The sequence below is a fragment of the Bacillus sp. N5-665 genome, from assembly GCF_022637375.2.
Taxonomy (GTDB): Bacteria; Bacillota; Bacilli; order Bacillales; family Bacillaceae_G; genus Bacillus_A; species Bacillus_A wiedmannii.
On sequence record NZ_CP093325.1, the window covers coordinates 278,580 to 297,396 of the forward strand.

The window sequence follows — 18,817 nt, forward strand, 5'->3', positions numbered from 1 at the left end:
TGAGGTTATTCTATTTAAAAGGGGATTCTTTAGGGGGAGAGAACAATGAACACATGGACACAAGTTTATGATCCGTTCGGAAACATTTGGATTTCGGCAGCGGTCGCACTTATTCCGATTATCTTTTTTTTCTTAGCTTTAGCAGTTTTCCGCATGAAGGGGTATGTGGCAGGATTTATTACAGTTGTACTTACAATTTTAGTTGCGTTATTCGCTTATAAGATGCCGTTTACGATGGCGATGGCAGTGACGGGATATGGTTTTTTATACGGACTATGGCCAATTGCTTGGATTATCATTATGTCGGTATTTTTATATAAAATATCTGTGAAAACAGGTCAATTCGATGTGATTCGTGCATCTGTATTATCCATTACAAATGACCATCGTTTACTCGTTATTTTAATCGGTTTTTCATTCGGAGCATTTTTGGAAGGGGCAGCAGGATTTGGTGCACCAGTAGCGATTACCGCAGCGCTTCTTGCAGGTCTTGGGTTAAATCCTTTATATGCAGCGGGTCTTTGTTTAATCGCAAATACGGCACCAGTAGCGTTCGGAGCGATGGGAATTCCGATTACAGTTGCTGGACAAGTAACAGGTATTGATCCGCATAAAATTGGACAAATGGCTGGGCATCAATTACCGTTCTTATCATTATTTGTTCCGTTCTTTATCGTATTTTTAATGGATGGATTTAAAGGGGTAAGACAAACATGGCCGGCTCTATTTGTAGCAGGTAGCTCATTTGCAATTACGCAGTTCATTACAGCGACGTTCTTAGGACCAGAACTTCCGGATATTACGTCAGCACTTGTAAGTTTAGTGAGTTTATCGCTATTCTTAAAAGTTTGGCAGCCGAAAGAAATCTATCAGTCTAAAGAAGCAAATAGTGAAGTAGCAGCAACGGCGATATCTATGCCGAAACTAACGGTAGGAAAAGTAGTAAAAGCATGGTCTCCATTCATTATTTTAACTGTGATGGTAGTCATTTGGAGCCAAAGTTTCTTTAAAGCGTTATTTGCTCCAGGCGGTGCTTTGGAAAGCCTTGTGTTTAAGTTTGATGTTCCAGGCTTACACAATTTAGTAATGAAAGCAGAACCAATTGTAAATAAACCGACGCCTTATGAAGCAATCTTGAAATTAGATATTTTATCAGCGACGGGAACAGCAATTTTAATTGCTTGTATCATTTCTATCTTTATTTTGAAAATGAGTGCAAAAGATGCAGTAGTAACATTTAAAGAAACGTTACATGAACTTAAGATGCCAATTCTATCTATCGGATTCGTATTAGGATTCGCGTTTATCGCAAACTATTCTGGTCTATCTTCTACATTAGCATTAGCACTTGCAGGAACTGGCGGACTATTCCCGTTCTTCTCACCATTCCTAGGCTGGATCGGTGTATTTTTAACAGGATCCGATACGTCAGCGAATGCACTGTTCTCGAATTTACAAGCGATTACAGCGCAGCAAGTCGGTGTATCTGAAGTACTTCTCGTTGCAGCAAATACAACGGGCGGTGTAACAGGAAAGATGATTTCTCCGCAATCGATTGCGATTGCTTGTGCGGCAGTTGGACTTGCTGGAAAAGAATCAGATTTATTCCGATTTACAGTGAAGCATAGTTTATTCTTCGTAATTATTGTTGGTATTATGACGTATGTACAGGCATATTATTTAACGTGGATGATTCCATAAATAACAAAAGAAATAAACTTTGCATTTTTCAGATTATCGTGTATGATGAGAAAGTATTGAAAATTAAATCAGTGATAAACTAGGGGTGCCTAACGTATGCGTAGGCTGAGAGAGAAGCGTGTGAACTTCTTAACCCTTTGGACCTGATCTGGCTCGTACCAGCGTAGGGAAGTTAACGGCTTTACATAATGATGTCTTTATGAGCCAGGTCCTTATTTTTTTATGGACCTGGCTCTTTTTATTTTGGCATACGCTGGCCATATCTCGTCCTTGTCACGTACAGGGGGGCAACAAAGGTTATGAAACAGTCTGTTTCAGCTGAGCAAATTGAATTGAAATCGAGTTTACCAGGAAGTAAGAAAGTGTATGTGGATGGACCACGCACGGGTATGAAAGTGCCGATGCGCGAGATTGAACAAAGCGAAACGAACGGTATTCCGAATCCGCCAATTCGTGTATATGATACGAGCGGTCCTTATACAGATCCTGCGTATAAAGTGGAACTGGAAAAGGGGTTGCAGGCGCCGCGCCACTCTTGGATCCTGGAGCGCGGAGATGTAGAAGCATACGAAGGGCGCGAAGTAAAACCAGAGGATGACGGTGTGAAAGTGGCTTCGAAACATACGCCTGTTTTCCCGCAAATGGATCGCCAGCCGCTTAGAGCAAGGCATGGTGCAAATGTTACGCAAATGCATTATGCACGTAATGGTATCATTACGTCTGAGATGGAATATGTTGCGATTCGTGAAGGAGTAGAGCCTGAGTTTGTTCGTAAGGAAATCGCGGAAGGTCGTGCCATTTTACCAGCGAATATTAACCATCCGGAAGCAGAACCGATGATTATCGGCCGTAACTTTCACGTAAAGGTCAATGCAAATATCGGAAACTCTGCTGTATCTTCTTCTATTGCAGAAGAAGTAGAGAAGATGACGTGGGCAACGCGCTGGGGCGCAGATACGATTATGGATTTATCTACAGGTAAAAATATTCATACGACGCGTGAGTGGATTATTCGTAACGCGCCTGTACCAGTTGGGACTGTACCGATCTATCAAGCGCTGGAAAAAGTAAACGGAATTGCAGAAGATTTAACGTGGGAAGTGTATCGTGATACGTTAATTGAGCAAGCTGAGCAAGGTGTTGATTACTTTACGATTCACGCGGGCGTATTACTTCGTTACATTCCGATTACTGCAAAGCGTACGACAGGTATCGTTTCACGTGGTGGTTCAATTATGGCACAGTGGTGTTTATTCCATCATAAAGAAAACTTCTTATACACTCATTTTGAAGAGATATGTGAAATTATGAAGCAGTATGATGTTTCGTTCTCTCTTGGAGATGGATTACGTCCAGGTTCGATTGCAGATGCAAATGACGAAGCACAGTTTTCTGAGCTTGAAACACTTGGTGAATTAACGAAGATTGCTTGGAAACATGATGTGCAAGTGATGATTGAAGGACCTGGGCATGTACCGATGCATTTAATTAAAGAGAATATGGAGAAAGAGCTTGATATTTGTCAGGGCGCGCCGTTCTATACACTTGGGCCGTTAACAACAGATATTGCACCAGGTTATGACCATATTACATCGGCAATTGGAGCGGCGATGATTGGCTGGTTTGGAACGGCGATGCTTTGTTATGTAACGCCGAAAGAACATTTAGGTTTACCGAATAAAGATGATGTTCGCACGGGGGTTATTACGTACAAAATCGCTGCACATGCAGCTGATCTTGCGAAAGGGCACAAAACGGCTCATCAGCGTGATGATGCACTTTCAAAAGCTCGCTTTGAATTCCGTTGGCGCGATCAATTTAATTTATCTTTAGACCCTGAACGTGCGATGGAATATCACGATGAAACACTGCCAGCAGAAGGTGCGAAAACGGCTCATTTCTGTTCAATGTGTGGACCGAAGTTTTGTAGTATGAGAATTTCACATGATATTCGTGAATATGCGAAAGACAATGATTTAGAAACGAAAGAAGCAATTGAAAAAGGGATGAAAGAGAAAGCGAGAGAATTTAAAGACACTGGTAGTCATTTATACCAATAATACGTTACACCTCTTTACTTGATTGATCACACTGTAGTACCTAACTTAAATATAGAAGAAGCCCCCTTTACTAAGACGGTAGCAAAGGGGGCTTCTGTTGTTTATAGGGCGAAGAAGAGGTGTACCCAGTAGTATAAGAGGAATAATGTGACGACTGTTGTGAGAGGAATAACGATAAGGGATACACTTAAATAGTCTTTCCATTTTACTTTAATTTTGTTTTGTTTCAGGATATACATCCAAATGAGGGAAGCTAACGTACCAATTGGTAATAATAGTGAACCGATGTCACTGCCAATAATGTTTGCCAGGTAGATAGTTTTTAATGTGACTGGGTCTAGTCCCATTTCTGTTAATGTGATTGTACCAATCATAAGTGCAGGATGGTTATTGAAGACGTTAGAGAGGAGAGAAACGAGTCCGCCCATTGCAAAGCTGGCATAGAGTAGATGCTGACTTACAACTGGCTCAAGCCAATTTACAAGTGCTGCTGTTAATCCTGCGTTGTGAAGCCCGTAAATAATTACATACATAGAGAAAGCGAAAATTAAAATGTGCCACGGTGTTTTTTTCAAAATATCGACTGGGTTTGTTCGTAAGTAGTACCATCTCCAGATGAGAAGAACGAGTGAACCGAGTACAGCAACAATTTCGATTGGGATGGATAAGAAGGATGCAACGAAAAGTAGACAGCGCATAAGGAAGACGAAGCCTAATACTTTTAGCATGAATTTTGTACGTTTTTGTTTCGTATCAACAGAATTTTTTCCTTTTAACGGATGGAAGTTTTTCGTGAAGAACATTTCTTCGATATCATATGAAGAAACAGGTAATTTCTCTGGTAGTTTTTTCTTTAAAACTGTGTACATAAGCCATGACATAAATAATAATCCTAATGTTGCAGGTACAAACATCATAGCAGTATGCATATAAAGAGTCATATTCACAATATTTAATGCGATTAAGTTTACGATATTACTTACACCAATGGGGGCACTAGAGGCAGTGGCGATTAAAGCACCACTTAATAAATAAGGGATTTGTTGATGAGGTTTTAATTTAAGGTTTCTCAGTAGTAAAATTAGGATTGGAGTTGTAATTAAAATACTACCGTCGTTATTAAATAAAAGAGTCATAAGAAAACATAATAATTGAATATACCAGTATAAACGGCGACCGGAGCCCTTTGCTAAGTTTGCAAGTTTTGCTGCGGACCAGTGGAAGAAGCCGAAGCTTTCTAATATAACCGCCATAACGATGGTCGCTAATATTGTTATGGAGGCACCGCCAATTTTACTAATAATGTCTATGACGTCTGGCTTTGATACAAGTCCAGTAATCAGGATAATGCCAGCACCAATTGCTGCCGGCCACGCCTCATTTAAGCCACGAGGTCGCCAAAAGACAACAATCATTGTTAAGAAGAATACAATAATAGTAATCCATATTTCAATGCTCATATTTTGCCTACCTTTCTATTTTCCTTTGAACAAATGTAGCTTGTCTCAAGTTTGTATTGATAGTATATTCAGCAAAAAATAAGAAGAACTAGACATATAATGGAATAAAGCGAATATGTGTTTTTTAAGCTAAAGGACAAGTGTCACTAATAGTGAAATAACTATTGTGAGAGGAGTCTATAAATTGCTTGAGCAGTAAGATAGTAAATGAAATTTTTATCAGCAATTATTGAAATATATCAACGCAACTCAAAATATATCAACGATTATTGAAATATATCAACTTATCGACAAAACATGAAAAAAGGAGTCCGTTCCAAAATGCCTTTTGGAACAGACTCCCCCGAATATATTATTTTTCCTTCAAAAAAGTTCGATCCTTCAAGAATAAATTCCAGAAGAAAATAAATCCTGGTAGTAAAATTGCGATTCCAATTGCGTATAGGATAAGCAATGCATAGAATGTTTCTGTCGTTGTAAAACTTGTAAATACAGTTACATCAGGATAAATAATATAAGGTAAATGCGCGACACCGTAAGCGTAACTTGCAAATGCATATTGAGCGACGACTGCTAAAACGGCGATGCGAGGGTATCCTAGTGTGCCATACTTCTTGTTTGTCCACCAAAGAGAAGAGTATCCGATAACGAATAAAACGATAGAAACTGTAAACCATGGGAATTGCTTTATTAGTCCTTGCATAAGCCAGTGTGTTTCCGGATCCATTACAACGAGGGCGATAATTGCTGTAACGAGTGTTGCAGGACCAAGGATGATGGCGTTTCTTCTATAAATTCTATACGAATCTTCTGAACCTTGCTCTCTCGCAAAATCAGCAAGAAAGAGAGAGGAGAGAAATAGTTCCGAAGTTAGCCCAAAGAGCATATAGCAGTAGATAACCGGGCTAGAAAGAAGTTTTCCATACAGGAGTACTTCTTTTCCTTCAGACATTGTAATATAAGCCCCCTCTGTAACGGGTAAAACGGTAATTAATAAGGCTGGAATTAAGAGCCCAGTAATACCTGAAATCACCCGAAGGAGGAATTGATACTTTGGCAGAGAGTAAGCAAATACCATGAATGTACTGCGAATTGCAATGAGTATTAAAATTAACATAACTGGCACGAACATCACTGTCGCAAGGGTGAAAGCAGCTTTCGGAAAGAAACCGAGAAAAGCGACAACGACAAAGACGAGAAATGTATTTGTTACTTCCCAAGTTGGTGATAAGTATCGATTGGCAAGCTTGGCAGCGAGCGTTGGATGTTTTGCGTATACCATGCCCCAAAAACCTGCTCCAAAATCGATGGACCCTAATATACTATATACGAAAATAAGAGCCCATAAGATGATGATTGCAATACTTTCCTCATGCACGAGAATCGCCTCCTTCGTGATGTAAATCATTTGTAAGCGGATGTTTCTTAAAGAATGTCCGTAGTACAAAAACTGTTAAAATGCCGAGTCCAATATATAAAATGATGAATAGAATAAATAAAGGACCGACAAAATCAGCGCGTGTAGAAGCGTCGACTGTCCGTTGCATACCATAAATGGTCCACGGTTGACGACCACTACAGCTGAAAATCCACCCGAATTCAATACCGAGCATCATAATTGGTCCACATGCGGCAGCTCCCCAAAGAAGCCACTTCGGTAATTCTGCACCTTTTTTTCGGTAAACAAAGTACCAATATAAGAGGGCGATTGCTGCAACTGCAAAAGTAAAGGCAGCGGTGCCGACCATTAAGTTGAATAGTGTATGTGTGTAAAATGGTGGCCACGTTTCTTGTGGAAATTCCTTTAGTCCTTTTACGACGGTGTTAGGATCGAGTCCCACTAGTAGGCTAAGCATGTTCGGAATTTCTAGTGCATAGTTTAGTTCAAGTGTGTTAGGATCTACAACTCCGCCAATTGATAACGGTGCATGTGATGTCGTTTCAAATAAAGCTTCGGCAGATGCAAGTTTTTCAGGGGAATGCTTATGTAAGGCAATCGCCGATTCGTGTCCCGAAAGCCACATCGTAGCACCTGTAATAAATGTCACGACGAGTCCTAACAGTAGTCCTTTTTTATGATAAGCAATTTCACGTTTACTTAAATTCTTCTTTAATAATTTAAATCCAGCGATAGAGGCAATGACGGCCGCTCCAGTTGTATAGGCTGTAATCACAACGTGGAATGCGCTTGTGCCAAAACTCGGATTAAAGAAAGCTTTCCATGGATCAACGTTAAAAACTGATCCATCTGGCCCCATTGAAAAGCCTGCGGGTGTATTCATCCATGTATTTGCTGATGTAATAAGCACGGCAGATGCCGTGGCACCAATCATGACAAAGAATAGCGAGATTAATCTCATGAATGGAGGTAGTTTGTCAGCTGCATATACATAAATAGACATGAATAACGCCTCTAAAAAGAAGGCGAAAATCTCAATTTGAAAGGGAACAGAAATAACCTGCCCAACAATTTTGGCAAAACCAGGCCAAAGAAGTGAGATTTGCACACCAACAATTGTTCCAGTTGGAATTGCTACACCGAGAAGGATGGCAAAAGCCTTCGTCCATCTTTTCGCCATAATGGCGTAATCGGAATCTTTCTTCCAGTGATAGAGTATTTCACTTATAAAAATCATTAATGAAAGTCCGACACCAAGTGTTGCAAAGATAATGTGGAATGCTAATGAAGAACCAAAAAATGCTCTTGCTAATGTTACCGTATCCATATGTAAACTCCTCTTCTTTTTGCCATTATTTTCTGATTGAATTGGAAGATTTATTCAAAAAAACTACCAAAAATATATATGTATTTAAAAAGTGGATATGGTAATATAATGTTTGAATATTCTAAATAGAAAGAAGTTAATTTTTAATAATATTTTGTTTGTTTTTTAGTAAGGAATATTTTATAATCTTTTATGCGAACATAAGTTCTGCTTTTCGAGGTGAAGAAGTTTATGTGAAATGGAGAGGATGTTTTATGTATCCTGAAGTCATTAAAAAGATGGCATTTTCAAAAGAGCATAGAGATTTATTATTGAAGCTGTATAATAAAGAGATTACGCGTCGTGAATATGATCGACTTGTGGCATCGCTATATAGACCTTCTAAAGAGGCTTGTGAGGGATAGAGGCACGGGAGACAATCTAATAGATTGTCTTTTTTAATTTTACGTATGTTCTGGTAAAATTAAGGCTAGCCTTATTAGGGAGGTGAAAAGATTGCGGAAACGTTTATATATAGGGATTGGAGTTATTCTCTTAATCGCTTTAGGTGGCATTGTATTTTGGTCAGCTATACAAGGAAACCGTACAGAACATTTTATTTTAAGACATATGGTGAATGAAAATGGGGCGCTTGCCACATATCGTTTAGCGGATACAAAGGCAGGTACGGGTGAAGCGAAAGGCCGTGAAGCTTTATCGGAATCAGCAGGACTATGGCTACAATATACATTGGATAAAGACGATCAAGCGTTATTCGATGAACAAGTTAAGGTTATTCAAAATAGCTTTGTACATAAGGATCATATTGTTATATGGAAAATCTCTGAAAAGGGAGAAATGCAGTCAGCTACAAATGCACTTATAGACGATCTTCGTATTATAGAACAATTATATCGTGCTTATGAAATGTATAAGGAAGAGCGTTATAAAAACTTGGCAGATCAATTGAGTGACGCTGTAATTCGTTATAATAAGAAAGATAATTATTACGTTGATTATTATGATGCAGATGCAGGTAAACAAAATAGTTTTGCAACTACATCATACATAAATCCACACGCATTCTCGTATATGAAAAAATACGGCAAAGTTTCTGCTCAGCAATATCAGGAAGTCGTTCAATTTTTAGCGAATTATCCAAGGCATGGTTGGGCATTCCCAAAAGAGTATAAAGAAGATGGTACATTTACGTACGCTAAAGAAGTAAATCTTATTGACCAATCATACGTTGCATATCATCGAAGTTTAGGTGGCCTTTCATCAGATGCTTATTTGGAATTTATCAAGAAGAAGTTCCAGGAGGATGGAAAACTATACGGTCGTTACAATTTAGAAACGGGAAAACAAACTGTGAATTATGAATCGCCAGCCGCGTACGGACTAACGATTTTGTACGTACTACAAACAGGTGATACAAAGTTTGCAAAGGAATTATATGATCATATGGCCACATTCCGAAATGACAATATATTTAGTAGATATTACGGTGGATACGTAACAGGTGAAAATAATAATACGCATATTTTCGATAACGTATTGCCGCTTTTAGCGGAAATGGAATTGGAGAAGAGTAAGAAATAGAAGGTGCCATCCTCTGGAGGTGGTACCTTTTATTTTTTACTAAGTCGATATAATTTTACGTTCTAATATTGGAGAAGTAGTCAATTACGAATTTACGGAATTGCTGAGCGGTTTTTGATAAGTAGCGTTTCTTCGACCAACTTAATCCGATAGTTCGCTCGCAATTGGGTTCAATAATACGTAACTTATTTAATGCTAAAGTAGAGTTTTTTAATAAAGTTAAACTTGGGACAAAGGCGATGCCGAGACCTTGCTTAATAAGGTCGCTAATCACGGTTGGTTCATCTACTTCAAAAGCGATATGTGGAGTGAAGCCAGCTTCTTTACAAAATTCATCCGTTAAGTGCCGAAATCCGTAACCAGTATTCATACTAATAAACGGTTCGTCTTTTACTTCATGCAGATAGATACTTTCACGTCCTGATAAACGATGACCTGAAGGGACGACTAAGAAAATTTCTTCTGTAATAAGTGGTTCCCACATAATTTCCTCGCCTTCAATTGGCACAGAAGAAATGCAAAAGTCGATTTCTATATTATCTAGTTGTCGTTTCATAGAAGGAGTAGATGCGAGAAACTGTTGGAATCGAACGTTAGGATGTTCTAGTAAAAAAGAACCGAGTAGTTCTGGTAATATTCTCGGGATAGAAACTGCCAGTGTAATAGAGCGTTGTTGTAATTCAGCTAAGTCTTTAATTTCTCGTTCGCCTTCACTTAATTCATGAAAAATACGCTCTACTCGTTTTAAAAATACTTTCCCAAAAGAGTTTAATGTGATCTGTCGACCTTGGCGATCAAATAAAGGGACGCCTAAGTCCTTTTCTAATCTAGCGATTGTTTTGCTGAGCGAAGGTTGCGCGATATGCAATTCTTCAGCAGCTTTTGTCATATGCTCTAATCGTGCAACTGTCTGAAAGTATTTTAATTGAAGAAGTTCCATTTTGAATCTCCTTTCTATAGACCAGAAGGAATGAATTGATAATTAAAGATGTATTATACAGTATGAAAAGTGACGTGTATAGTAAATCTGTTAAACCATTCTAATGGTGTTAAATTAGGAGAAGGAGTATGTTTCATGAAGGGAATTCAACTTATATTTAAAGATTGGAAAGCGATGTGGCACCATAAACATGGACGTATCGCTTTAATTTTTTTGTTAATCGTTCCTTTAATTTATTCAGGGTTCTTTTTAGCGGGATATTGGGATCCATACGGACGATTAGATAAATTACCGGTTGCGGTTGTGAATTTAGATAAGGGCGCTGCGATGGATGAAAAAACAATTCATGCAGGAGACGATTTTGTTAAAAATTTAAAAGAGAACAAGGAACTAGCTTTTCATTTCGTATCAGAAAAAAATGCTGATGAAGGGTTAAAAGAAGATAAGTATTATATGGTTGTTACGATTCCAGAGGATTTCTCTAAAAAGGTAAGTACGCTTATGGATGAGAAACCAGAGCCGGCCCAATTGCAGTACAAAGTAAATCCAGGTAAAAACTTTGTAGCAGCCCAAATTGGAACGACAGCTGTGGAAAATATGAAAACAAAAATCTCAAATAGTATTACGAAATCTTATACAGAAGGTGTCTTTTCAAAGTTTCAAGACTTAGCACAAGGATTGAGTGATGCAAGTAATGGTGCTGAGAAGCTGCATGAAGGAACGACAGATGCGAAAAGTGGGGCGAATCAGCTTGCAGATGGTATTCATCGTTTAAGTGACGGGGCATCAAAAGTGAAAGAGGGAAGTGAAAAACTTGCTTCTAGCCAATCTGCCTTAAGTGGCGGCGCAAATGAGCTGAGTGAAGGGGCAACCTCACTTCATAGTGGTATGGCGTTATTAGCTCAAGGTGAAAAAACTTTACAATCAGGGGTTAGTGAATTAAGTGCTGGTACAAATGAATGGGTGAACGGAAGTGAGAAACTTGCTGAAGGGCAAGTGAAAGCGGACAATGCAGCAAATAGTGTAAAACAACAATTAGAAGAGTACGTGAAAAGTCATCCGGAAGTGCAGCAAGATCCTGCTTTTCAAAAAATCATTGCTACTTCTAACGGATTAGCTAAGGCAGCAAACACTTTAAATAATAGCCAACAACAATTGACACAAGGTGCGAAGAAGCTTGCTGACGGTCAGAATAAGATTGAAGAAGGTATGAATACATTCGGAGTTAAGTTAAGCGAAGCTACTGCTGGAACGAAAAAGATAGCAGATGGTGCAGCAAATGTAGCAGATGGATTTACGAAGTGGGGAAATGGATTTACATCCCTGCAAGAAGGTGTAAATCATCTTGCAAGTGGCGGAACAGAGCTGAATCACGGGGCTGATCAGTTAACGAACGGACTTGTTAAACTTGACGATGGTGCGAAAGAACTTTCTACGGAATTAGGAGAGGGCGTAGAGAAGATAGCGGATGTTCGCAATGATGATGCACGCAATACGATGTTCTCAGAACCGGTTCAATTAGTGAAGTCGACAGTTTCTGACGTGCCTAACTACGGTTCAGGCATTGCACCATACTTTTTATCACTGGCATTTTATGTTGGCGGAATTATGGCATCGAATATTTTACCTCTTGGCCGTAGACAGAATATGAAGGTAAGCGGAACAGTACATTTTATTAATAAACTAGGATTAGTATATTTAATTGGACTTATTCAAGCATTACTTGTGGATGTGGCTGTGCTAGGAGTTATGAAATTAGAAGTTGCAAGTGTGCCACTCTTTGTTTTATCAAGTATCGTTATTTCCTTTACGTTCATGACATTTATTCTTATGCTAGTAACGGTATTTGGTCTTGTTGGAAAGTTCTTAGCAGTAACGCTTCTCGTCCTGCAATTAGCGACGAGCGGGGGGACTTTCCCAGGAGAATTAAATATAGCTGTTCTTAGCAAAATTGGACAGTTTCTCCCAATGTCCCATTCTCTTAGAGGATTACAAGATGTTATCTCTTTAGGAGATTGGTCACAATTACAAATGCAAATTTTAATATTGTTATGCTATCTCGTTGTTGCCGGCGGAATTGCTTGGATCACGAGTCACATACAACATAGGGAAGCGAATGCGGAACAAGTTTCTTAAAATGAAAAAAGCTATCCGATTTTTCCGGATAGCTTTTTCTTATTTCTTTTCCATTACCGCAAAGTAATTGTTTTCATTATCAGCAAAGTTGAATGCTCTACCTGTAGGTAAATCTACAACCTGTCCAACGGTAACATTTTTCTCAGAAAGATCTTTATACAATTGATCTAAGTTATTAGAGAAGAACATAAGTGAAGGTGTATTTAAATTTAATTCAGGTTGCATCTTCGCAATTAACGCTTTATCGTGAAGGACGATGCTTGTGCCTGCTTCTTTCGTTGGTGCAATTTCAATCCAGCGAAATCCTTGTCCGTTATTTTCTTCCGCAATAATTTGGAATCCTACTGTCTCAGTCCAAAATTGTACTGCTTCATCTTGATTATTTACATATAACATAATTTGTCCAATTTGATTAATCATAGGTGTGTCCTACTTTCTTTTCTTGTATGGAATTCTATTATATCAAAGATATGGTTTGAATACCTTTTCGTGATTTTTCCGAAGTACAACCTTCGCCCATTTTACATTTGTTGTAGGGGAAGGTCCTGTAATCCACGTATGAAGTGGTAGTGTACTGCAAATGACCATTGCTGAAATCGAGATTGTGGCCGTTATTGTAAATAATAATAGGCTATATAATATTGTGTTTTCTTGCAGTGTAAATACAGAAAGAAATTTTGTACATAGTTGTAAGAAGAAAAAGTGAGCTAAATAAGCACCATATGTGTAATTCCCGATAAATCGTAAAGCTTTATACAAGAAACCGCGTCGCTGTACGATTGTAATAGACAGAACGTAAAGTATGATAATTTCGCATACAATATATAAAAACATAGACGGTTTTAAATAAGTCGAAACGGTTAAATGAATAGAGTTTGCTCCGTAAAAACTAAATAACTCATAATTGATGAATAGAAATAAGACGAAAAATAACATTGTTATAAGCGGGATATGTTTCATGACAAATAAACGCCAAGTTTTTAGTGCGACAGCTGCGATTCCTCCCATGACGAAATAGAATGAGTAGAAGAAGAAGGAACGATCTGTATAATGTAAAATGGTTGAGCTAGTCAATTTCTCTCCATTAAAAATGTAGTGAGAAGAATACCACATTAAGAGGAAATATAGAGAAGCAAAGATGGTCATATATTTATATATGTCTTTTTTATTTTTTGTTCGTTTTTGAAACCAATAAAATAGTGTGCACAGCAAAGGGAACAATAAATGAATTTGGAACATCATAATCACGTACCAAAGATGGGGCGCGGCTGTTCCGAGTAATAAACTTTTTATTCCGCTTTGTAGTGTAATCATATCGTTTGTTGTTAATAAGTAAAGAATAGACCAGAAGAAATAAGGAATGAGTAAATGTGCGGCTTTTTCATAAATATATTCTGTGTAGGCTAGTTGCTTTGTATATTGCCGAATTAAGTGAAAGCCAACGATAAATATGAATGCAGGTGCTGAAAATTTTGCAAGGTTGAATAGCATGCCCATAATGAGGGATTGCTCAAGTAAGACATTTCCTTGATTCATTGTATATAATAAGGAACTTTGCAAAACAACAGCAAGGAATGCAATGCTTTGCAAAATTTTAAATTCTGGTGCGCTTTGAGTCATTATGTCCATCTCCTTTTCCATACATGATTATAGTACGGAGAATGGATAATAGGTGTGGAATATTTGTGAAGATTATAACAAATTTGTGGCGGAATGGATTATTTCGATATATTTATCACAACAAAAAAGAGGATGCTCGTTTGGAGCATCCTCTTTCCATTTTATTAAGCAAATTTATTTTTGATCCAGTTTTTACCTTCTACAAGGCGAGCTGTCATTACGGCACAAGCGTTATCTGCTGTTACGTTTAACATCGTTGCAGGAGGATCAATGATTGTACTAATTGCTGCGATAATTGGCAATGCTTCTGGCGGGAAGCCGTATAGAGAAACGATTAACATTTCACCAATCATACCACCACCTGGAATGGCGCCCATTACTGTTCCTACTAATAGAGAAACAACAAGTGCAATTGCTAATGTTTTCGGTCCTTCGAATTCCATGTTGAAAATACCGAATAAGAAAGCAATTTTTAATACGCCACCTAAAACAGATCCGTCTTTATGAAGTGTAGATCCAAGAAGGACAACTGTTTCACGAACGTCAGAAGAGATACCCATTTTCTTCGTTGCTTCTAAGTTCGCTGGAATACTTGCGGCACTACTACAAGTTGCAAGAGATGTAACTGTAGGAGAGACCATGTTCTTCCAAAATAATTGTACACCTTGCTTGCGACCCGCAAGGTATGCATAGAACGTGAAGAATACAAAGAAGTAAATTAGAGACGCTGGATAGTATACCATTGCTGCTCGGAAATAAGTTCCAAGAAGTTGTGGTCCGAATTCACCAACTAATGCCGCGAAGTAAGCAGCAAGTCCGATTGGAGCGTAGTACATAATGAAAGATACAACTTTCATTGAAATTTCTGCACCAGCTTGTAAGAATGTAGCGAATGGTTTTCCTTTTTCACCAACTGCTGAAGTTGCAACCCCCATTAAAATAGAGAAGAAAATAAGAGCTAACATATTTTCACGAGATAGTAACTTCGAGAAATCAGATACTGTTATAATACCAACAATTTGATCCGCAACACTAACAGCTTTTTCAGCTTTATCGGGCTGCGTTAGTTCTAATACAACACCTTGTGCTGGCGGGAATACTTTCACGACAATAATCATAAAAATAGCAGCTAAAATACTTGTAAATAAGAAAGTTCCAGCCATACTAGACATAATTTTACCGAAACGTTTTAATCCATCCATATTAGCAATAGATGACGCGATGCTAAAGAACACTAAAGGTACAACAATCGTAAACATTAAGTTTAAGAAAATGTCACCAAGCGGCTTTAAAGCAACGGCATCGGCACCCATGAAATAACCAATGAAACCACCAATTAGGATAGAAGATAATAAAATAAGCGGAAAGCGATATGCCTTCATAAATATATCCTCCTATCAATTAAAAAAATCATACTGAATTATTATAGCGAGTTAGAGTCCTCTTTACTAGGAGAATAATGATAGATGGAATAGCGTGAAAACCGAGAAATTTTTGTTTTTAAGCTCGGCATACAGCAGGAAATCTAGACATATATATTTGTAACCTAGTGGTGGCAAAGGATGCGCCGTAACTTAGGTTTGCAAAAAGGGGGAGGGGAAAAGGGATGAATATTTTACTTTGCTGTGCAGCGGGAATGTCTTCCAGTTTGATTGTTACAAAAATGGAGAAAGCAGCAGAGGCAAGAGGGATAGAGGTAAAGATTTGGGCAGTATCAGGTTCTGAAGTAAATAGTCACATAGATGAAGCTGATGTACTTTTACTTGGACCACAAGTACGTTATTTATTACCGAAAATGAAAGAGTTATGTAAGGAGAAGGGAGTACCTGTTGATGTCATTCAATCTGTCCATTACGGGCTTTGTAATGGAGAAGCTATCTTACAAGCAGCTTTGTCAATGAAACCATGAGGAGAGTGGGATAGATGATACGGTTTTTAGAGAAATATGTAATGCCAGTAGCGGGAAAGGTTGCAGAACAGAGGCATTTGCTAGCAATTCGTGATGGACTTGTATTGACGATGCCTTTCTTAATTATAGGATCATTTTTCCTCATCATTAGCGCTTTACCAATACCAGGTTATAATGATTTTATGGCAGGTTTGTTTGGGGAGAATTGGCAGAGGGCTTTGGGGTATCCAGTTAGTGCAACTTTTAATATAATGGCTTTAATAGCTGTTTTTGGAATCGCTTACAGACTTGGAGAATATTATAAAGTGGACGCTTTAGCATCCGGGGCATTGTCGCTTGTGACGTTTTTACTTGCGACGCCATTTCAAGTTGCATATATTATACCAAGTACAAAAGAGAGTGTACTTGTAGAAGGTGCTATCCCAGCTGCATTAATGGGAAGCCAAGGGTTATTTGTAGCAATGATTATTGCACTTATATCTACTGAACTTTATCGGTTTATTGTACAAAAAAAGATAATTATAAAGATGCCAGAGACAGTTCCGCCAGCTGTGACACGTTCATTTGCCGCGCTTGTTCCAGGATTTATTGTTGTAACGGTTATTTGGATTTTACGCTTAATTATAGAAAATACTTCTTTTGGCAGTATCCATAATATTGTGGGGCAAATTTTACAGGAACCACTTAGTGTACTTGGTGCTAGTCTTTGGGGCGCAATAATAGCTGTTATTCTCGTTCATGTTCTTTGGTCATGTGGAATTCATGGAGCTACTATTGTTGGTGGTGTAATGAGTCCGGTTTGGTTGTCGTTAATGGATCAAAACCGAGTTGCTTACCAAGCAGGGCAAGATATACCAAATACGATTACTGCACAGTTTTTTGATTTATGGATTTATATGGGCGGATCTGGTGCGACACTTGCTTTAGTTATTGGAATGTTATTGTTTGCACGAAGTCAGCAATTAAAAAGTTTAGGTAGATTGTCAATTGCACCTGGTATATTTAATATTAATGAGATGGTAACTTTTGGTATGCCGATTGTCATGAACCCAATTTTACTAATTCCATTTATATTGGTTCCGGTTGTGTTAACGATAGTTTCTTACTTTGCGATGGAATGGGGGTTAGTTGCCCGTCCGAGCGGAGCTGCTGTACCTTGGACGACACCGATTCTTTTTAGTGGATATTTAGGATCGGGCGGGAAAATTTCAGGTGTTGTGTTACAACTTGTTAATTTTGCGCTGGCATTCTTCATTTATTTACCGTTCTTAAAAATATGGGATAAACAAAAGTTGGCGGAAGAAAAGGGGGAGTAAAGAACTAAAATGGATACGATAGAAACGAAGGCTTTTCATTTAATTTTGCATGGGGGAAATGCACGAAGTTGTTCAATGGAAGCAATTGATTGTGCAAAGCGTGGAGAATTTACAGAAGCAGAAGCGAAATTACAAGAAGCGTTAGAGGAATTAAAAGAGGCGCACCGTGTACAAACGGAGCTCATACAGAAAGAAGCTGGTGGTGAAAAGACCGAAGTTACCCTTCTGATGGTGCACGCGCAAGATCATTTAATGAATGCAATTACGGTGAAGGAATTAGCGAGTGAATTTGTAGAACTATATAGGAAGATGTCAGCGGATGAATGAACCTTGCGTATGCAAGGTTTTTTTATGTTGTATTAAGAGACAGTTATGACGAAACAAAAACCACTTACGCAGGATTATATTTATTATTTCCAGGTTTATGTAAAAATGAAATTGTAAAGGGGGTGGGAAATAGATGAAAGTTCGCATCGAATTGGACCCATCACAAAAAGAAGTAGAAATTATTATAAATACAGGTGAAGTAACAGATGAAATTCAGCAGCTTTTAAAAATAATAGAAGGAGGAACTGTGAATCAAATTGTCGGTGTGTTAGATCATCAGTATTATTTATTGAATTTATATGATATTTATTGGTTTTATACAGAAGGAAGAAAAGTTATGGCACAAACAAAGAAAGGGAGTCTTGAAGTGAAGGCTCGTTTGTATGAATTAGAGGAACAGTTAGCTGGAAAGCGGTTTGCTAGATTTTCTAAGTCAATACTTGCAAATTTAGGGCATGTTAAAAGCTTTGAAATGTCTTTTAGCGGCAGTATGTGTGCCCATTTTTCTAATGGAATGAAAGAATATATTTCGAGAAAATATGTACCGCTTATTAAAGAATCTTTACATATAGGAGGAGGTTAAAAGATGTTTGCTAGAATTTTTAATAAAATAGCCTTTGGACTTGGGATGGCGATGTTATATAGTTTGTTGTTTTTATGGATTGGTTATGTAAAAGGAATGGAAACAGTAGAAACAAAAACATTAATTACGTATTTAGTTACGGCAAATATAATAGGGCTTATCCTTTCTTTCGCTTCATTTATTTTTGAAAAAGAAGAATGGAGCATATTAAAACAGACGATGACTCACTTTATTGTTTTAATAGGAACATTTTTGCCCACAGCCATTTGGATTGGATGGGTTCCAAATCGTTTCGGTCCGATTCTTGTTTGTATAGGAAGTTTTATTGTTATTTACTTCATTATATGGTTTATGATGATGTTATACTGGAAGCGAAAAATCGAGAGATTAAACCATCAATTAAGGTGAAAAAATATGTATGTTTCTGTACCATCAGTGGAATGGTCGTTCCACTGATG

The 18,817-nt window shown here is 38.0% G+C and carries 17 protein-coding genes and 1 riboswitch; of the genes, 10 read left to right on the forward strand and 7 right to left on the reverse strand.

Translation table 11 applies throughout. The annotated features are described in order from the left end of the window. Positions 1-45 precede the first annotated feature (45 nt). Together lldP and thiC are read left to right on the forward strand one after the other, a co-directional pair. Positions 46-1,701, forward strand: coding sequence for an L-lactate permease (gene lldP, locus MNO09_RS03615; protein WP_001099330.1), 1,656 nt, complete (start codon positions 46-48; stop codon positions 1,699-1,701). 71 nt (positions 1,702-1,772) lie between these two features. After that, a riboswitch (TPP riboswitch) is annotated at positions 1,773-1,888 on the forward strand. 112 nt (positions 1,889-2,000) lie between these two features. Further along, positions 2,001-3,761 carry a phosphomethylpyrimidine synthase ThiC gene (thiC, locus tag MNO09_RS03620; RefSeq protein ID WP_000814489.1) on the forward strand — a complete coding sequence of 587 codons (1,761 nt, stop codon included), beginning with the start codon at positions 2,001-2,003 and terminating at the stop codon, positions 3,759-3,761. A 101-nt stretch (positions 3,762-3,862) separates the two neighbouring features. Here thiC and MNO09_RS03625 read toward each other — a convergent pair whose 3' ends face one another. The 3 genes from MNO09_RS03625 to cydA form a co-directional block, all read right to left on the reverse strand. Beyond that, positions 3,863-5,221 carry an arsenic transporter gene (locus MNO09_RS03625; protein WP_000021148.1) on the reverse strand — a complete coding sequence of 453 codons (1,359 nt, stop codon included), beginning with the start codon at positions 5,219-5,221 and terminating at the stop codon, positions 3,863-3,865. Positions 5,222-5,573: 352 nt separating this feature from the next. Further along, positions 5,574-6,599, reverse strand: a complete 1,026-nt coding sequence (locus MNO09_RS03630; RefSeq protein ID WP_000544166.1) for a cytochrome d ubiquinol oxidase subunit II — start codon at positions 6,597-6,599, stop codon at positions 5,574-5,576. Next, entirely contained in the window at positions 6,592-7,947 is a 1,356-nt protein-coding gene (cydA, locus tag MNO09_RS03635; RefSeq protein ID WP_000381969.1) for a cytochrome ubiquinol oxidase subunit I, read from the reverse strand. Before cydA ends, MNO09_RS03630 begins: the two co-directional genes overlap by 8 nt. Before the next feature lie 254 nt (positions 7,948-8,201). Between cydA and MNO09_RS03640 the strand changes: the two genes are divergently transcribed. Together MNO09_RS03640 and MNO09_RS03645 are read left to right on the forward strand one after the other, a co-directional pair. Beyond that, a complete protein-coding gene (locus MNO09_RS03640) occupies positions 8,202-8,351 on the forward strand; it encodes a hypothetical protein (protein ID WP_000283173.1) in 150 nt (49 codons plus the stop codon). Positions 8,352-8,442: 91 nt separating this feature from the next. Beyond that, positions 8,443-9,528 (forward strand): hypothetical protein, encoded by a 1,086-nt coding sequence (locus tag MNO09_RS03645; protein WP_001231679.1) that lies wholly within the window; start codon positions 8,443-8,445, stop codon positions 9,526-9,528. A gap of 55 nt (positions 9,529-9,583) precedes the next feature. Here MNO09_RS03645 and MNO09_RS03650 read toward each other — a convergent pair whose 3' ends face one another. Next, complete coding sequence (locus MNO09_RS03650; protein WP_000421920.1) at positions 9,584-10,468, reverse strand: LysR family transcriptional regulator; 885 nt, start codon at positions 10,466-10,468, stop codon at positions 9,584-9,586. A gap of 135 nt (positions 10,469-10,603) precedes the next feature. On the opposite strand from MNO09_RS03650, the gene MNO09_RS03655 reads away from it, so the two are divergent. Then, positions 10,604-12,604 carry a YhgE/Pip domain-containing protein gene (locus tag MNO09_RS03655; protein WP_000676348.1) on the forward strand — a complete coding sequence of 667 codons (2,001 nt, stop codon included), beginning with the start codon at positions 10,604-10,606 and terminating at the stop codon, positions 12,602-12,604. A gap of 39 nt (positions 12,605-12,643) precedes the next feature. Here MNO09_RS03655 and MNO09_RS03660 read toward each other — a convergent pair whose 3' ends face one another. The 3 genes from MNO09_RS03660 to MNO09_RS03670 form a co-directional block, all read right to left on the reverse strand. Next, positions 12,644-13,024 carry a VOC family protein gene (locus MNO09_RS03660; protein WP_000609846.1) on the reverse strand — a complete coding sequence of 127 codons (381 nt, stop codon included), beginning with the start codon at positions 13,022-13,024 and terminating at the stop codon, positions 12,644-12,646. A 42-nt stretch (positions 13,025-13,066) separates the two neighbouring features. Then, the gene (locus tag MNO09_RS03665; protein ID WP_078183258.1) at positions 13,067-14,224 is read right to left on the reverse strand and encodes an acyltransferase; all 1,158 of its coding nucleotides are present in this window, start codon (positions 14,222-14,224) and stop codon (positions 13,067-13,069) included. 164 nt (positions 14,225-14,388) lie between these two features. Next, a complete protein-coding gene (locus MNO09_RS03670; RefSeq protein WP_000649365.1) occupies positions 14,389-15,606 on the reverse strand; it encodes a dicarboxylate/amino acid:cation symporter in 1,218 nt (405 codons plus the stop codon). A gap of 224 nt (positions 15,607-15,830) precedes the next feature. On the opposite strand from MNO09_RS03670, the gene MNO09_RS03675 reads away from it, so the two are divergent. From MNO09_RS03675 to MNO09_RS03695, 5 genes are all read left to right on the forward strand, one after another. Next, positions 15,831-16,133 (forward strand): PTS sugar transporter subunit IIB, encoded by a 303-nt coding sequence (locus MNO09_RS03675; protein WP_001023539.1) that lies wholly within the window; start codon positions 15,831-15,833, stop codon positions 16,131-16,133. A gap of 14 nt (positions 16,134-16,147) precedes the next feature. Continuing rightward, positions 16,148-17,449, forward strand: a complete 1,302-nt coding sequence (celB, locus tag MNO09_RS03680) for a PTS cellobiose transporter subunit IIC (RefSeq protein WP_000617771.1) — start codon at positions 16,148-16,150, stop codon at positions 17,447-17,449. Between the two features lie 9 nt (positions 17,450-17,458). Continuing rightward, positions 17,459-17,776, forward strand: coding sequence for a PTS sugar transporter subunit IIA (locus MNO09_RS03685; protein ID WP_000379643.1), 318 nt, complete (start codon positions 17,459-17,461; stop codon positions 17,774-17,776). Between the two features lie 133 nt (positions 17,777-17,909). Further along, positions 17,910-18,359, forward strand: coding sequence for a LytTR family DNA-binding domain-containing protein (locus MNO09_RS03690; RefSeq protein ID WP_000868211.1), 450 nt, complete (start codon positions 17,910-17,912; stop codon positions 18,357-18,359). A 3-nt stretch (positions 18,360-18,362) separates the two neighbouring features. Next, positions 18,363-18,767 carry a DUF3021 domain-containing protein gene (locus tag MNO09_RS03695; RefSeq protein WP_000457997.1) on the forward strand — a complete coding sequence of 135 codons (405 nt, stop codon included), beginning with the start codon at positions 18,363-18,365 and terminating at the stop codon, positions 18,765-18,767. Positions 18,768-18,817 lie beyond the last annotated feature (50 nt).

What these genes read in the sequence shown, in the direction of transcription:
- MNO09_RS03650 (WP_000421920.1), bottom strand. Translation starts at nt 10,468, where the DNA reads ATGGAACTTCTTCAATTAAAATACTTTCAGACAGTTGCACGATTAGAG.
- MNO09_RS03640 (WP_000283173.1), top strand. Translation starts at nt 8,202, where the DNA reads ATGTATCCTGAAGTCATTAAAAAGATGGCATTTTCAAAAGAGCATAGA.
- MNO09_RS03665 (WP_078183258.1), bottom strand. Translation starts at nt 14,224, where the DNA reads ATGACTCAAAGCGCACCAGAATTTAAAATTTTGCAAAGCATTGCATTC.
- MNO09_RS03655 (WP_000676348.1), top strand. Translation starts at nt 10,604, where the DNA reads ATGAAGGGAATTCAACTTATATTTAAAGATTGGAAAGCGATGTGGCAC.
- thiC (WP_000814489.1), top strand. Translation starts at nt 2,001, where the DNA reads ATGAAACAGTCTGTTTCAGCTGAGCAAATTGAATTGAAATCGAGTTTA.
- MNO09_RS03675 (WP_001023539.1), top strand. Translation starts at nt 15,831, where the DNA reads ATGAATATTTTACTTTGCTGTGCAGCGGGAATGTCTTCCAGTTTGATT.
- MNO09_RS03685 (WP_000379643.1), top strand. Translation starts at nt 17,459, where the DNA reads ATGGATACGATAGAAACGAAGGCTTTTCATTTAATTTTGCATGGGGGA.
- MNO09_RS03690 (WP_000868211.1), top strand. Translation starts at nt 17,910, where the DNA reads ATGAAAGTTCGCATCGAATTGGACCCATCACAAAAAGAAGTAGAAATT.
- MNO09_RS03695 (WP_000457997.1), top strand. Translation starts at nt 18,363, where the DNA reads ATGTTTGCTAGAATTTTTAATAAAATAGCCTTTGGACTTGGGATGGCG.
- celB (WP_000617771.1), top strand. Translation starts at nt 16,148, where the DNA reads ATGATACGGTTTTTAGAGAAATATGTAATGCCAGTAGCGGGAAAGGTT.
- lldP (WP_001099330.1), top strand. Translation starts at nt 46, where the DNA reads ATGAACACATGGACACAAGTTTATGATCCGTTCGGAAACATTTGGATT.
- MNO09_RS03625 (WP_000021148.1), bottom strand. Translation starts at nt 5,221, where the DNA reads ATGAGCATTGAAATATGGATTACTATTATTGTATTCTTCTTAACAATG.
- cydA (WP_000381969.1), bottom strand. Translation starts at nt 7,947, where the DNA reads ATGGATACGGTAACATTAGCAAGAGCATTTTTTGGTTCTTCATTAGCA.
- MNO09_RS03660 (WP_000609846.1), bottom strand. Translation starts at nt 13,024, where the DNA reads ATGATTAATCAAATTGGACAAATTATGTTATATGTAAATAATCAAGAT.
- MNO09_RS03670 (WP_000649365.1), bottom strand. Translation starts at nt 15,606, where the DNA reads ATGAAGGCATATCGCTTTCCGCTTATTTTATTATCTTCTATCCTAATT.